This window comes from Arcobacter sp. YIC-80 (assembly GCF_044841725.1).
Lineage (GTDB): Bacteria > Campylobacterota > Campylobacteria > Campylobacterales > Arcobacteraceae > Arcobacter_B.
Genome location: NZ_JBJBSI010000001.1, coordinates 577,889 through 593,827 on the forward strand (window position 1 = coordinate 577,889; position 15,939 = coordinate 593,827).

At 23.7% G+C, this 15,939-nt stretch carries 11 protein-coding genes; 1 reads left to right on the forward strand and 10 read right to left on the reverse strand.

The genetic code is table 11. The annotated features are described in order from the left end of the window. Nucleotides 1-2 precede the first annotated feature (2 nt). Both ACH5BK_RS02690 and ACH5BK_RS02695 read right to left on the reverse strand, forming a co-directional pair. Nucleotides 3-1,676: a sensor histidine kinase gene (locus ACH5BK_RS02690; protein WP_404304264.1), complete on the reverse strand. Its 1,674-nt coding sequence runs from the start codon at nt 1,674-1,676 to the stop codon at nt 3-5. Next, nucleotides 1,669-3,660 (reverse strand): EAL domain-containing protein, encoded by a 1,992-nt coding sequence (locus ACH5BK_RS02695; RefSeq protein WP_404304265.1) that lies wholly within the window; start codon nt 3,658-3,660, stop codon nt 1,669-1,671. The genes ACH5BK_RS02690 and ACH5BK_RS02695 overlap by 8 nt, the downstream gene beginning before the upstream one ends. Nucleotides 3,661-3,841: 181 nt before the next feature. On the opposite strand from ACH5BK_RS02695, the gene ACH5BK_RS02700 reads away from it, so the two are divergent. Further along, a complete protein-coding gene (locus tag ACH5BK_RS02700; protein WP_404304266.1) occupies nt 3,842-5,743 on the forward strand; it encodes a cache domain-containing protein in 1,902 nt (633 codons plus the stop codon). Between the two features lie 16 nt (nt 5,744-5,759). Here the strand turns inward: ACH5BK_RS02700 and ACH5BK_RS02705 are convergent, their stop codons facing one another. The 8 genes from ACH5BK_RS02705 to hrpB all read right to left on the reverse strand — a co-directional run bounded on the left by ACH5BK_RS02705 (nt 5,760) and on the right by hrpB (nt 15,921). Continuing rightward, nucleotides 5,760-7,382: a diguanylate cyclase gene (locus ACH5BK_RS02705; protein WP_404304267.1), complete on the reverse strand. Its 1,623-nt coding sequence runs from the start codon at nt 7,380-7,382 to the stop codon at nt 5,760-5,762. A gap of 66 nt (nt 7,383-7,448) precedes the next feature. Continuing rightward, nucleotides 7,449-7,895, reverse strand: a complete 447-nt coding sequence (locus ACH5BK_RS02710) for a hypothetical protein (RefSeq protein ID WP_404304268.1) — start codon at nt 7,893-7,895, stop codon at nt 7,449-7,451. Between the two features lie 66 nt (nt 7,896-7,961). Next, entirely contained in the window at nt 7,962-8,678 is a 717-nt protein-coding gene (locus ACH5BK_RS02715; RefSeq protein WP_404304269.1) for a LytR/AlgR family response regulator transcription factor, read from the reverse strand. Beyond that, nucleotides 8,659-9,660 carry a sensor histidine kinase gene (locus ACH5BK_RS02720; protein ID WP_404304270.1) on the reverse strand — a complete coding sequence of 334 codons (1,002 nt, stop codon included), beginning with the start codon at nt 9,658-9,660 and terminating at the stop codon, nt 8,659-8,661. The genes ACH5BK_RS02715 and ACH5BK_RS02720 overlap by 20 nt, the downstream gene beginning before the upstream one ends. After that, complete coding sequence (locus tag ACH5BK_RS02725) at nt 9,641-11,068, reverse strand: phytoene desaturase family protein (RefSeq protein ID WP_404304271.1); 1,428 nt, start codon at nt 11,066-11,068, stop codon at nt 9,641-9,643. Before ACH5BK_RS02725 ends, ACH5BK_RS02720 begins: the two co-directional genes overlap by 20 nt. Then, entirely contained in the window at nt 11,055-12,401 is a 1,347-nt protein-coding gene (locus tag ACH5BK_RS02730; RefSeq protein WP_404304272.1) for a cryptochrome/photolyase family protein, read from the reverse strand. Before ACH5BK_RS02730 ends, ACH5BK_RS02725 begins: the two co-directional genes overlap by 14 nt. After that, entirely contained in the window at nt 12,401-13,351 is a 951-nt protein-coding gene (locus tag ACH5BK_RS02735) for a YbgA family protein (RefSeq protein WP_404304273.1), read from the reverse strand. The genes ACH5BK_RS02730 and ACH5BK_RS02735 overlap by 1 nt, the downstream gene beginning before the upstream one ends. Nucleotides 13,352-13,422: 71 nt before the next feature. Then, nucleotides 13,423-15,921 carry an ATP-dependent helicase HrpB gene (hrpB, locus tag ACH5BK_RS02740; protein ID WP_404304274.1) on the reverse strand — a complete coding sequence of 833 codons (2,499 nt, stop codon included), beginning with the start codon at nt 15,919-15,921 and terminating at the stop codon, nt 13,423-13,425. Nucleotides 15,922-15,939: the final 18 nt, after the last annotated feature.

The window sequence follows — 15,939 nt, forward strand, 5'->3', positions numbered from 1 at the left end:
TTTTATTTTTCCAAGACTAAACTAAAAACTGCTTTTTTACCTATATTTTTAGCAATAATAGAACCTTTCATATTTTGTTCAATTATAATTTTTGACATATATAAACCTAAACCTGAACCATTTAAATCTTCTTTTGTAGTAACATAAGGTTCAAATAATGAATTTGAAATATTTTCATTTATTCCTCCTGCATTATCTATAAAATCTATTTTTATTTCTTTTTTATTAGAAAAAATATTTATTTGAATTAACTTATTATCTATACTTTTTAAACTAAAAGCATCAATAGAGTTATTTAATAAATTAACCACTACATTTTTAAACTCATTTTCAAAGCTTTTGATTAACAAATCACTATCATTTTTTACTTTATATAAACTCACTTTACATTTTATATTATATTTTTCTAATCTTTTTTCTATCAATTTAATTGATTCTTGAATTGCTTTATCAATATAAAATTTATTTTTTAATTTATTTGGTTTAAAAAAGTCACTAAAATCATTGATTGTTAAAGACATGTGAGTCAAAGTATTTTTAATCTCTTTAGTATTTTTGAAAAATTCTTCATCTTTTAAAATTTTCATCTCTTTTTTTATTTCTATTTCTTGAATTAGACTACTAATAATATTTAAAGGCTGTCTCCATTGATGGGCAAGCATTGATGTCATTTCACCCATTGCTGAGTGTTTTGATTGTTGTATTAAAAGTTTTTGCTGTAACTCTATCTTGTCAAAAAGCTTTTTAGGTATATTAGAAAGAACTTTCGCAAGAAAAAAAGCAATAATTATTATTAGAAATATCAAAAATATTAATTCTGTATTTAAGTATTTATAAAAATCTATTGTATTTTCTTTTAAAGTGAAAGCCATATATATTTTTTCTTTGCCTTCATTATGAAATAGTTCTTTTTTTATCAAAAACTCTTGATTCTCATCTATTTTATTTTTACCTAAATACCGTGACCAAGAGTTTTTATTTTTACTACTAACTAAAACGTATTTATCTTGATCAAAAATATGGACATCAAATAAAGAAGATTCAAGAAGTTTTTCTAAAAAGTCTTGCATAAAAAAATTTACTATTAAAACACCTTTTTTTATATCATCTAAATATATAGGAATAGCAAATCGCCAGACTGGTTTATAAGGAATTTCAATCTTATTATATTCAATATTTAAATCAATTTTTGATAAATAAACACTATTTTTTTCTAAACTAAGAACTTCTTTAAAATAATCTCTATGAAATTTGTTTTGTAACTTCTTTTCATAAACTACATTTATAATATCATTTTTTACTTTTCTTTCTAATCTTAATTTCTCATTGCCATTAATATCAAGATATCTTAATTGTGTAACATCATTTTCTTGGGACATTAATGCAGTAAATAAAAATGTTAAATTATTTTTATTTGTAAAATTTGAATTTTCTAAATAATTAATGAAAAGCAAATTATTTTTTATAGAGCTTAAAAAACTGTTATATTCTTGATACTTTTTATTAAAATCATTGATTTTTGCTTTAATTTCAGTATTTGCACTTTTTAAACTCTCTTTTTTGTTATATTTCTCTAGTTCAAAAAAAGTAACTGCTAAAATTAAAATAGATAAAGACGTGCCAATTAAAATAAAAAGATATATAAATTGCTTTAAATAATCTACTCTTTTAGTCATTTATAATCTTCTCAAAAGGTAATGGTTTTTGGAAATAATATCCTTGAAATAAATCCACTTCTAAATCAACTAATAAATTAAATATCTTTTCATTTTCAACAAATTCAGCAATAATTTGAATATCAGATTTTTTACAAAATTTTATAATTGATTCTAATAAAATATATCCTTTATACTCAGAAACTTTTTTAACTAAACTCCCATCTAATTTTACAATATCTATAGGTAAAATAAAAAAGTATTCAAAATTTGAATACCCTGAACCAAAATCATCAATTGCTATTTTTACACCAAAACTTTTCATAAGATTACAAAATCTAATTGTTTTTTCTATATCTTTTAAACCTTCACTTTCTAGAAGTTCAATAGTTAAATTTATAGAATACTCTTTTACACAATACTCAATATAATCTACAATTTCAGGATTTATAATATCTTCAAAAGACAAATTTATTGAAATTGCTTTATCTAATAAACTTGCACTTTCAAAAGACTTTCTAATTATTCTTTTTGTAAATTTTGTATAATTTTTTGAATTTTGAATATTATCTAAAAATTCCCCTGGTGTTAAAACTCTATTTTCTTCTTCATCATATACTCTAGCTAAGGTTTCATATCTAATAAGCTTTTTATTTTTATCAACAATAGGTTGAAAATAAGGAAAGATATTGTCTTTATCAAAAGCTTTTTTTATTTTTCTTTGAACAAATAAATTTTTATAAAAACTTTCTCTTACATCTTTTATATCATCAAAGAAAAGATATGAAACTTTTTTACTAATAGCTATATCTTTAGCTATTAAAGCCTCAACAAGTAAATCTCCTTTTAAATTTAAACTTACTCCTATTGTAAAACTTAAGTCTAAATTTAAATGAGAAGAAACTTTGAAAATATTACTATCTAAAAATTCGATTAACTCTTCTAAAAAAGCCTTTAGTTTTACTTTCTTTATTTTATTTTCTTCTATAATTAAAATACCAAATTTATCAGAATCAAGTTTATAGACTTCATAAGAGCTAAAAGCTACAATTTTTTTAGCTACTTCTTTTAAAATATCATCTGAAATACTATAACCATACATTTTAATATATTTCATATAATCATCAATATCTATTACTAATAAAGCGATATTATTTGTATCTAGCTTACTTAATCTTTTCAATAAAGAATACTTATTTTTAAGTTTAGTTACTGAATCAATAGATAAATTTCTTATTATTTCATCTTTTTCTTTTACTACAGGAGATAAATCTTTTAGTAGCACTTTTATAGTCTTGATATTTTGATTATCAAATTCAGAAGCAAAAGCAGTAAGATTAACAGTAAATGATCTATCTAAAACCTTAATTACTAAAGTTTTAGTAAAAATTTTATATTTTTTAACTTTTTTTATTAACATCTCAACATATTGAAAAGGAAGGATATCTTTAATATGTCTAAAATCAAACTCTTTTAAATATGTTTTTAAATAATCTAATAACATTTTAGAAACATGTTTAACTTCTCCCTTTAAATCTATTGAAAATACTAAATTAGTCATTTCTATAGCTTTTTTATATTGTTCTAATTCTATTTTCTTTTTATTTAATTCTTTAGTAGAAATTATTTTTTCTGCAATTTTTATTATCTTAAATTGTAAATCTTTAAAATCAATAGGTTTTTCCATAAAAGATTCTATATGTAATTCAATAGCTTCTTGTAAATATTCTGTTTGAGTATAAGCAGAAGTAACAATAATTGGTATTTCTATATTATTATTTTTTAATACTTTTGAAAATTCTAAACCATTCATTTCTGACATTTTAATATCTGTGATAATGATATCTATTTCATTCTTTTTCAAGAAAGCTAATGCTTCTTTACCATTGGTTACAGTATAAACATTTTTCATTGAGAGTTTAAGCAATCTTGTTATTGTTTCTCTTGTTGTATCATCATCTTCTACATATAATAAACTAATATTTTCTAAAGTTGAAGTTTTCATCTTATACCTTGAAATTAAGTTTGATACTACATAATTTAATTATAACTTCTTTTTTTTAGAAAAGCAAAGATAGTTTAATTTATAAAAATTAAATAAACTATTGAGAAAAATTTATACAGATTTATAAAGTATTATTAAGATATAATTTAATATGTTAAAACTCAATAATAAAAACAATATTTTGAACATTATTAAATATGGCCCATTGTTTTTTGTACTATTTTTATCTATAAGTATCACTATAATTCTGATAAATGAAAAAAACAACTTTTTTAATAATGAAATAAAAGAACTAGAAAAAAACTATCTAAAACAGAATGAAGAAAGAATAAAAGAAGAAGTTAACAAAATATATAAATATATAAAGATTAAAAAAGAAAGTTCAGAAAATCTTTTAAAACAAAGAATTAAAAATAGAGTTTATGAAGCTCACCAAATAGCTACAAATATTTACTTAAATGAATCACAAGAAGATCATATTCATTCAAAAGAACATATTTTTAAAACTATTAAACATGCATTAGAAGGTATGATTTATAATAATGGAAGAGGCTATATATTTATTGATAATGAAAAAGGTACAAATCTTTTACAACCTTTACATAAAGAAATAGAAGGCAAAAACTTCTATAAATATAAAAATACTAAAGGATATGAATTTGTAAATAATATCATACGTACTATAAAAAACAAAACAGAGACATTTGATTCGTATTACTGGTATAAAAATGCGAAAGATAAAAAAGTATATAAAAAAATAAGCTTTTATAAATATTTTGAACCTTTTAATGTTGCTATTGGAACAGGTGAGTACATAGAAGACTTTGAAGAAGAACTTAAAAAAGATATATTAAAATTTATACAAAGTATAAGATATTCTAAAAATGGCTATATTTTTATGTTAGATTTAAAAGGTAATATTTTATCCCATTATGAAAAGACTTTTTTATATAAAAATGGTTTGAATAAAAAAAATAAAGATGGTGTTTATACAATCAAAAATATATTAAATTTTGCAAAAAAATATAAGGAAGGGTTTATTAATTACAAATCAACAATAAAACCCTCATTAAATTTAACTTCAACTAACAAAATATCATATATCAAAACATTTGAAGATTGGGGTTGGGTTATTGGTACAGGTTTTTACTTTGATGATTTGAACAAAAATATTGAAGAAGCAAAAAAAGATTTAATTGCATCAAATAATAATATTATTAAAAAAATAATAATTGTTAGTCTCTTATTAACTATAATTTTTATAATAATTTCATTTTATATAAGTAAATTAATATCTAAAATGTTTATAACCTATGAAAATGATTTAATTAAACAAACAAATAACTTGATTGAAAAGGAAAACCTATTAGTACAACAATCAAAAATGGCAACCATGGGAGAGATGATAAATAACATTGCACACCAATGGAAACAACCTTTAAGTTTAATAAGTACTTCAAATGGATTACTTGAATTAAATCAAAAATATAATAACTTTTCACAAAAAGAAATAGAAGAAGCAATAGAAGCAATAAATCTGTCTGTTAAAAATCTTAGTCATACTATAGATGATTTTAGAAACTTTTTTAATCCTGAAAAAGAATTAAAATCTTTTAGTATAAGAAAATCATTTGAAAAAACTTTTAAATTAATTAAGTCTGAATTTAATAATAACAATATTCAAATCATTCAAAATATTGAAGATATTGAGTTGTACTCTTATGAGAATGAATTACTTCAAGTATTAATCAATATACTTAAAAATGCAAAAGAAGAACTCATAAAGCTAGAGAAAGATAAAAAAAGAGTTTTACTTATTAATACTAAAAAAGAAAACAACTATCTAATTATAGAAATACAAGATAATGCTAATGGTATAAATGAAAAATATATCAATAAAGTATTTGATAATCATTTCACTACAAAAAAAGACAAAGGTGGTTCAGGGATAGGACTATATATGAGTAAACAGATAATTGAAAAAAGTATAAAAGGTAAAATTACAGTAAAAAATAACTACTTCTCTTTTGAAAATCATAACTACAAAGGAGCTTGTTTTATAATAAGCTTACCAATAAAATAAAAAAGTATTTAGAAACTTAAAGTTCTAAATACTCAATTCTATTTCTACCATTTTCTTTTGCTTTATATAGTTGATCATCAGCTTTTTTATAAATATCTTCTATCTTCATATTTTTATTTTCACTTATAGTTATTATAACTGCTCCAAAAGATGCAGTTACAACATTTAATGGAGGATTTTTTTCATGTTTAATATTTAATTTTTCAATATTATCTCTTGCTTCTTCAACTAAATCCATTATATTTAATTTAGTTTTGGCATTTAACAAAATCCCAAACTCTTCTCCACCTAATCTAAATACTTGATCATCATCTCTTTTGAAAGTATCTTTTAAACAAGCTGAAACATTTATTAAAACATCATCTCCATCTTGATGTCCATAAGTATCATTATACTTTTTGAAGTTATCTATATCAAGTAAAACAAAGGCAAAAATATTGTTGTTTCTAACTGTTTTAAGTACAAAATTATCTGCTGTATCATTAAAGTACCTTCTATTAAATAAAGAAGTTAATCCATCAGTTATTGATAATTCATAAATTCTTTTTTTATCAGTAATATCTTCTCTAATAGCAAAGTAACCTATAATTTCGCCACTTTTATTAAACTTTGGTTCTATCACGGCTTTTACCCAATAATAAGAACCATCTTTTTTCAGATTTTTAATTTCACCTTTCCATGATTGTCCAGACTTGATTGTTTTCCAAAGTTCTGAATACAATGAATCTGGCATATCTGGATGTTTTAATATATTATGATTTTTACCAATTAATTCATCTTTTGAATATCCTGATATTTCACAAAATGCTGTTGAAACAGTTTGTATCATTCCATTTTTATCACTTGAGGAAGAAATAATATTTTTACTAAAAATCTCATTAAAGCTTTCAATATCTTCTATTTTTTTAGTATTTAAAAAAGTATTTAATACTTTTGATTTTAATTCTTCAATTAAAATAGGTTTAGTTAAGAAATCATTTACCCCATTTTTGAATAATTTAATCTTTTCTTTGCTACTATCAATAGAACTAATTATAATTATTGGTAAATAATCAATTTGCTTGTCTTTTCTAATATACCTTGTCAATTCTAAGCCATCCATATTTGGCATATTAAAATCACTTATTACCATGGATATATTTTTATTATTTTTTAATTCTTTTAATGCTTCATCACCATCACATACTGTTTTAACTTTTAATAAAAGTGTTTCTAAAATAGATTTAATTTGTGCAGCAACAACTTTAGAATCTTCAACAACTAAAATTTCTGTTTTCTCAATATATAAAATAAGTTCTGCTAATTCTACAACTTGCTGAAGACCGTGGATAGAGTCTTTTGAAATATAATCAAGAATATTTAAACTATCAATTGTTTTCATAAAATTATCATCAATTTTAGAACTTAAAACAATAGTTGGCACATTCGCTTTCTTAAAAGTTTCTAGTAATTCCCCATTTAAAGCATCTGGCAATACAAGGTTTGAAATGGCTAAAAAAAAGTCATTAGATAAAATTAAAGTTTCAACTTCTTGTAAACTGCTTGCTTTATATATTTCAAAATTATTTTTTTTTAAAAATAGTTCTTCTAGAACATTAATAATTAATTTAGAATTATCTACTATTAGTATTTTTTTCAAATTATTTTCCCAAATTATTTTTAGTTATTATAACCAATTAAGTTTTAATGAAAATAAATCTCTAAGCTAATTTTTTTCAAGTAATTTTTTTGTTATTTCATGTCTATATTCAAACATCTTTGATAAATCATTATATACAAATGGTTCAAAAAAATCGCCTATTATTCCAAAAGGCATTTCATAACTTACTATATCTTTTAACTCAGTAAAATTCTCATGTTCAATAAAAATATGTTGGTGTTCCCAATATTTAAAAGGAGATTTTAAAGCTACATCAACCAAAATATTAGGTCTTTGAAGTTTCTGTATTTTTACAGTCCAATTAATAGGAATAAAATTTTTTATACTTTTAATTTTAAGTATTTCTCCTTCTTGAGCTTTAAAATTAGGCGTAAGAAGTTCAACTTTTATATTAGGTGGAGTTATTGCTTTTAAGTTATTTGTATCTGTATGAAAATCAAAAAGTTCTTCAACACTACATTTAATCAGCGTACTTTTCTCAAACTCTTTCATAGTAAACTCCTTTTTATTTAAATTTTAACATTCAAATAAAGTATTTAATATATAGAAAATGTTAACTTATAACAATCTTCTCTCTAAATACTCCCTAAACTCTTTTGCTCCATCTTTTGAGGATGTTACTACTTCATCAATATCATCAAATGAGATTTGAAGTTTTGATTGTTCCACACTTTGCATTGATTTAATTTTGTCTACATTTACAATATAAGACCTATGTACTCTAAAAAAGTTTTTATTTGATAACAGCTTTTCTAAGTCTCCAATTTTTTTCCGCACATAAGCATCTGTTTCTTTTATTTTTATGATAACTTCATCTAAATCTGCTCTTATATAATAAATATCATCCAAATCAATTAAATATATTTTGTCCCCTCTTTTGGCAATAATCTTTTTATCTTGTATTTTGTTTATAGAGTTTTGTGTATAAGTTTCAATTTTTTTCAATTCATTTTTTAAAGCTTCACTATCAATTGGTTTTAATAAATAACCCATTCCACCATTTTTATAGGCTTCAAGTGCATACTCATCATAAGCTGTTTGAAATACTACAAAAGTTTTTGGTTCTAGCTCTAATATTTTATTAGCTAATTCTAAACCTGTAATTTCAGGCATTGAAATATCTAAAAAAACAGCATCATATTTTGCTTTTGTACATTGCTTTAAAGCTTCATGAGGATTTGTAAAACTTGTAATATCCTCTAAACCCTCTTCATTTAACAACCTTTTTAATCTACTAATTGCTAAATTTTCATCATCAACTATCAATATTTTCATTATTTAACCTTATAATAAACTTCATTTTATCTTCAATTTCATAATCTAAACTACCTATTTCTAATAACTGTAGTCTTTTATCAAGATTTTTTAAACCAGTTCCATAATTTACATTATCACTTACTTTCCCATCATTACAAACTTCAATTCTATCTTGCTTAATTTCTATAAAAATATTTAAATCAATTCCTCTATAGCCGTGTTTTATTGCATTTTCAACTAAAAGCTGAATAGAGAATTTTGGTATATATTTTTTCATACTAGAATTATCTGATGTAATAAAAAGTTTTATCTTGTCTTCAAATCTTGTATTTTCTATATTTACATAAGTTTTAACCATTTCAAGCTCATTTTCACAACTAATTAAACTTTGTGTATAAATTGCATTTCGTAAAAATTTTGATACATTAATTACTGATTGTTCGGCTTTTTTCTTATCAATATAAATAAGTTCACTAATAGAGTTTAAAGCATTAAATAAAAAGTGTGGATTTAATTCACTCTCTAAAGCCTTTAGTTTTGTCTCCAAAATTTCACTTTTTATTGATTCATTTTTATACTTCATTGAAATAAACTGATGTAAAATAAGCCCTATTAAAAAAGTAAGAAAACCTATTGTAATACCAATATACGTTGCATAAGGTTCAATAAAATCTACTATTTTTATATTAAATTTTGAAAAGAAAATATAAGAAAATAAAAAACCTAAAGCTCCAGATAAAAAAGAGAAAGCAAAACTTATTAAGTACCAAAACTGCTTACTTACTTTAGGAAGAATAAAATTATTTGAAATAGTTATTAAAACAGAAGCAAATATAGAAATATTAATAGCACTAAAAGTACTAAAAATTATAGTTGATGCTCTTTGTAAATTTTCATTTAAAAAATAAAAAACTAAAGAGATTAAAAATCCAAAAAATGCAGCAATTACAATTATATAAAGCCAGTCTTGAAAAGATACTTTAAGTTCGAAACTCTTCATTTAACTCCTTATTTAAAACCTGTACACCCAAAGCAACACCAGGCCAACCTTGTCCTGCAAAAACTGTATCTCCTACATTATAAAGCCCTTTAAAAGGTGTTTTACAAGAAGGAAGACTAAAAGCATTTTTTATACTAATAGCACTACCACCACAATTAAATCTATTTATATAACTATTAAAAGTAGTAGATGTTGCACTAAAAAATGATTTAATATTATTTTTATTTATCATATCAAAATTATTTAAAAACTCTTCTATAATATAAGTCATTGTTTCAAATTTTTTATTTTCATACTCTTTTGTATTAAATTCTTTCCATAAATTAGCTTTTGTATGTGATGAAATAGTTACACTTAAACCTTTTTTACTTAATACCTCATCATTCACATCAGAAAATGATACAAAAAAAGAGTTTGAAATACAATTTGGAATATTTTCATCTAAAATAATTTGATAATGATGTATAAGCTCTGGCTTTATATCTAATTTTAAATATACAACAAAAGCACTTTGATCATTGAATTTAAAAGAATTATAGTAATTTTTTATTTTTTCATCTTCAAAAAAACTACTACTATCAAATACTGTAGAGTTTAAAATAATGTTTTTACTTAAATACTCATCTTTATTAGTTCGAATTAAATACTCATTATTTTTTCTTATTATTTTTAATACTTCCTCTTTAGTGTGAATATTTACACTTTTTAATATCCCATCAAAAATATGTCCCATTCCTTTATTTACATAGTAAACATCATGAAAAGGATAGGATAATCCCAATGCCATTGATAATAAAGGAATATTTTTTGAAGTAGTTTGAACTGTAATAAACAATTGAGCATCTATAAAATTTTGATACTCATCACTTATATCACCTAAAGTTTCTTTTATAAAGCCTTTTGCACTTTTAAAGATATCAAATTTAAACTCTTTTAAAAGTTCAGCTACAAAAATAGCACTTTTTATATAAGCCTTTAAACTATACTTTGCAAAGTAAAGTTTTTTTAAATTCCAAAATTTTTCATCAATTTGTTTTAGTTTTTTCCAAAAAAGCTCATTGTTTTTATTTGGATAAATTTTATTTATATCTTCTAAAAACTTATCAAAATCTTTTGTTCTATCTAAAATCTTTTTATTTTGAACAGTTCTAATAGCAACTTGACTTTTTAATAAATCTGGTTTAAAATCAATTTTATCAAAAATCTCTTTTATAGGATGATTTTTTTCATAACCCACAAAAGTAGTTGCTCCTGCATTAAAATAGCTTCCAAATCTTTTAAAAGTACTTGCACAACCACCAAGATTTCTATCCCTTTCAAATAGTACTAAGTTTTTATCACTATTTAGTGAAGCTATTAAACTACCCCCTATTCCAGAACCAACTACAGCGATATCAAGCTTTTTCATTTTTGGCTCCTTTGAAAGCTTCTAAGGCTCTTTTTCTTGAAAATTCAATAGAAACTATAGGTTTTATATAATCCACAAATAAACTGTTTGATAAAGCACCTTCTTTATGGAATAATTTAGGATCAATATCTTTAAATTTTGGCATTACACTTTTTATAAATAATCCTTCTTTATCAAATTTTGCACTTTGAGTGTAAGGATTAAAAATTCTAAAATACGGAACACTATCAGCACCTGTACTAGCTGCCCATTGCCATGAACCTATATTTGAACTTGCATCATAATCCAAAAGCTTAGAGGCGAAATATCTCTCTCCTTTTTTCCAATCAATCAAAAGATTTTTTGTTAAAAAAGAAGATACAATCATTCTTAATCTATTATGCATTGTTCCTGTTTTATTAAAATGAATCATTGCTGCATCTATTAAAGGTACTCCTGTTTTACCTTCGCACCATTTTTCAAAATCTTCTTCATTTTGATTCCAAGAAACTTCTAAACCATTGAAGTTTTCGAACTCACTTTTAGGAAAATGAAAAAGAATATAGTTATAAAATTCTCTCCAAAAAAGTTCTCTTATAAAAAATTCAATATTTGCATTCTTTAGTTTTTTGATTTTGTTAAAAACCTCAACAGGAGAAATTAGTCCAAATCTTAAATGCACAGCTAAAGATGAAGTTGCACTTTTATAAAAAATATCTCTATTTTTTTCATAATCATCAATTTTTAACGAAAATTCATTTATTAGTTCATCAGCACTTTTTTTTAAAAACTCTGGTAATTCAGCTGTCTCAAAACCCATTTGTTTTAAAGTTGGAATTTGCTTATAATCATAAGAAAAAAGCTTTAAATCTCTATTTGCTTTAAACTCTTCTAAGGCATCACTTTCCCAAAGAAAAGAGAGATTTTTATAAAAAGGTGTAAATACTTTGTAAGGTGTGCCATCTTTTTTTAAAGCATTCCAAGGTTTAATAATATATGAATCACTATATTTTTTAAGAGGTATTAATTTTTGTACTTCCTCATCCCTTTTCTTTGCATAAGAATCAAAATCAGATGAACATAAAACTTCATCAAAACCTAAATCCTTAAGCTTTGAGAAAATCTCTAAAGGTTTTCCATAAAAAACTGCTAAATCAAGACCTATACTTTTTAATTTATCTTTTAACTCTATGACTGATTTATATATAAAACTCACTCTTTTATCATCTTTTTCAAGTGAGCTTAAAATATTTGTATCAAAAATAAAAATAGGCAACACTTCATCTTTTGCTTTAGAAAGTATTGCACTATTAGTTATTCTTAAATCTCTTCTAAACCATAATACTTGTTTCATTACTTATATGCCTTTAAATCAGATCTTAAAGCTAACTCTTTTGGATATGGATTTAAGAATACCTGTGTTTTTAAATAAGTAACATCAAATCTTCTAGTATAAACATTAATGATTTTAATTACTGCGATTAAAGGAATTAATTTTTGTCTATAATCTTCAATTGATTCTAAAATTTCTTCTTTCTCTTCTTTTGAAATAAGCTTTTTAAAATACCCAAAGATATGTAAGAGTACATTATATGTTTTTTTGATATTCCCTTTTTCATTTATAGCTTTCAAAAAAGCCAATTTATAGTCTCTTAGAATATCTTCAACATCTTTTTTATCATGATTTGCTACTATGTTTCCAAGTTCTTTATATGCTTTAGTTGATTTTGCATAAATAAGATATTTATAATCTGTGTGGAATTGAACTAAATCTTTAAACTCTGGCTTAGTATCTATAAATTCATGTAAGTTTTTGTATGCAAATATCTGCATCAAAAAATTTTCTCTAAGCCAAGCATCTTTTAGTCGACCCTCCTCTTCTATGGGTAAGTAAGGGTACTTTTCTTTTATCTTAGCAGCAAACCTTCCAACACCTTTTTTTTCACTTGGTGCATTTATTTCTTTGTAAACTTTAACCCTCTCTAAACCACAAGTAGGTGAACTAGCTTTTAAAATAAAACCACACAAATAATCATTTTCTATCCTATTTACATTTTTTTCACATGATTCATCTAAGGTATCAGTTAAATCTTCTTTATCATAAGTAGTTACAACTCTTATTTCATTATTTCTTTCAACTAATCTTATTGTTGGTCTTGGTGTTCCAAAAACTTCTGCTTCAGGACAGTATGGCTCAAAATCAAAATAAGTACCTAAGGTATTTACTATAAAACCATCTTTTGAATTAGTCCCATCATATCTACACATGCTCCCCATTAGACAAGCTGATACCCCTAATTTCATAATAAATCCTTTTTTTTATTTATTTTATAATAAAAAAGAATTAATTAATAGTATTTATATATCAGTTCATACTACATATTTTTCTTTATTTTATTCGTAGGCACGGCTTCATAAGGGTTTTGAGGCCAATAATGTTTTTTGTATTTTCCTCTTAACTCTTTTCTTACTTCATCATAAGAGTTATCCCAAAAACTTTTTAAATCTTGAGTTATTTGAATAGGTCTACTTGCAGGGCTTAGAAGATATATAGTTAAAGGTATTTGATTATCCAAAATTTTAGGGCTAGTATTTAAAGAGAAAACTTCTTGTATTTTTACAGCTAAAATTGCCGTTAAATCTTGTGAATACTCTATTCTTATTTTAGAACCACTTGGAACAGTAAAATGTGTAGGTAAAAGTCTTTCTAAATCCTTTAAGATGTCATATTCTATGCTTGATACTAGAATCGTATAAATATCAAGCTTTTTTAATTCTTCTAATTTTCTTATATTATTTAAATAAGGTTTTAACCAAATATCTACATCTTTACTCAAACTTTCATCTGAAAAATCATCTAATTCTAAATCACATTTATAATTTTGTTTTTGTGCTTTATTATAAAAATTCACTCTATTTTGTAAAGATATTGCTTTTTTATCAAAAGTTAAAATCTCTTTTACACCTTTTGTTTTTATAAAATCTAAAAGCGCTTGAATATAATCTTCTTTTGATATATTTGAGGCTTTTTTATAAGAGATTACAAGCTCTTCGAACTTTAATATTTCATATAATTCAAAACTATCTTTATTAATTGTTTGGATAGTGGTTTTTAGATGATTAGACAAATATTTTTTAACTTCTTTCAAATCTACACTAAGAGCTTGATTTATATAAGAGTTTGTTTGTTTAGCACTTAAATTACAAACTACTATATACTCACTTCTTTGAAGAGTTTCATCTTCTAGTATTGCAGCTTTTTTGTTACTTAAAGCATAAATATTGTCACTATTTTCTCTTTTCTTAGCTAGTCTATCAGTATATGCAAAAAGTAGTATGATTCCTAAAAGCTTTTTATCAAACCTTTCTTGCTTTTTTATTTCTTTTAAATTTTGAAGTCTTGAAAAAAACATATTAGCTTGTTTTTTTACAATTTTTAGTCTGGTTATATTCACACTATTTAAATGACTTTGTTCATTTACAGCCTCAAACCTTGTCATAAAATCTTTTGTATTATTTTGTAAAACATCATTTTCAATTAAAAGTGAAGCTACAATACAAGCTTCTTTTGCAAAACCTAAACTATTTGCTTTTAGTATCATAAACCCAAGTCTTGGATGAATACCCAAAGATAAAACATCTTTTCCTAAATCAGTGATATTTTCGTTTTTATCAAGTAATTCTAAACTTTTTAAAAGTTTTTTAGAAGCATTTTGTAACTCTTTTTTAGGTTTATCTAATAAAGTTAACTCTTCTAAATTATTTACACCCCAAAGTGCAGTATCTAAAAGAAATGAGCTTAAATCAAGTCTTAAAATTTCTGGAGTTGTGCTTGGATTTAATATTCTTTTTTTATGCCAAAGTTTATAACAAACACCCTCACTTAACCTTCCAGCTCTACCAGCTCTTTGAATAGAACTATCTTCACAAATAAAAGAGTATTCTAAATGATTCATTCCAGTATTATAATCATATCTTAAAAGCTTTTCTAAACCTGAATCAATTACTACTTTAACACCTTGAATAGTAATTGAAGTTTGGGCTATATTTGTAGATAAAATCACTTTTCTTTTTTTATTTTTATTTATAGCGAGATTTTGTTCTTTTTGTGATAAACTTGAATGAAGTGGTGTTATTAAGATATCTTCACTTAAACTATTTTCTAAAAGCCTCTTTAAATTATCTATTTCTTTAAATCCAGCAAGAAATACTAAAATATCCCCTTCATTATCTTCTAAAGCTTTTAAGACGTACTTTGATAAAAGTTCATCTAATTGATTTAATGAAGGATGTTTTATATCCAAAGGAAGATAAATATCTTCAACTTCATACATTCTTCCTTGACTTTTTATAAATTCAAAATTAGTTAAAATATTTTGTAAAACATCTGTTTGAAAAGTTGCAGACATTAAAATTATTTTCAAATCTTCTCTTATTAATTCTTGAGACTGCAAACTAAGAGCTAAACCTAAATCACTATTGATACTTCTTTCATGAAATTCATCAAAAATTAAACAAGCACAATTCTCTAAAGCTTGATCAGTTTGTAACATTCTAGTTAAAATCCCTTCTGTTACAACTAGTATCTTAGTTTTTTGACTTTTCTTTTTTTGTAATTTGATTTGATAACCAATAGTTTGCCCTACTTCTTCACCTAAAAGATAAGCCATTTGTGTAGCAACTGCAATAGCAGCAACCCTTCTTGGTTGTAAAACAATAATCATTTTATCTTCAATCCAAGATTCATTTAATAAACTAATAGGAACAATAGTACTTTTACCAGCTCCAGCAGGTGCTTCAATAATAAGATTTGATTTTTTTTGTAATACCTCTTTTATTTGAGGTATTACTTCATTTATAGGAAAGTTTGTCATAGAGTTATTATATTAAAA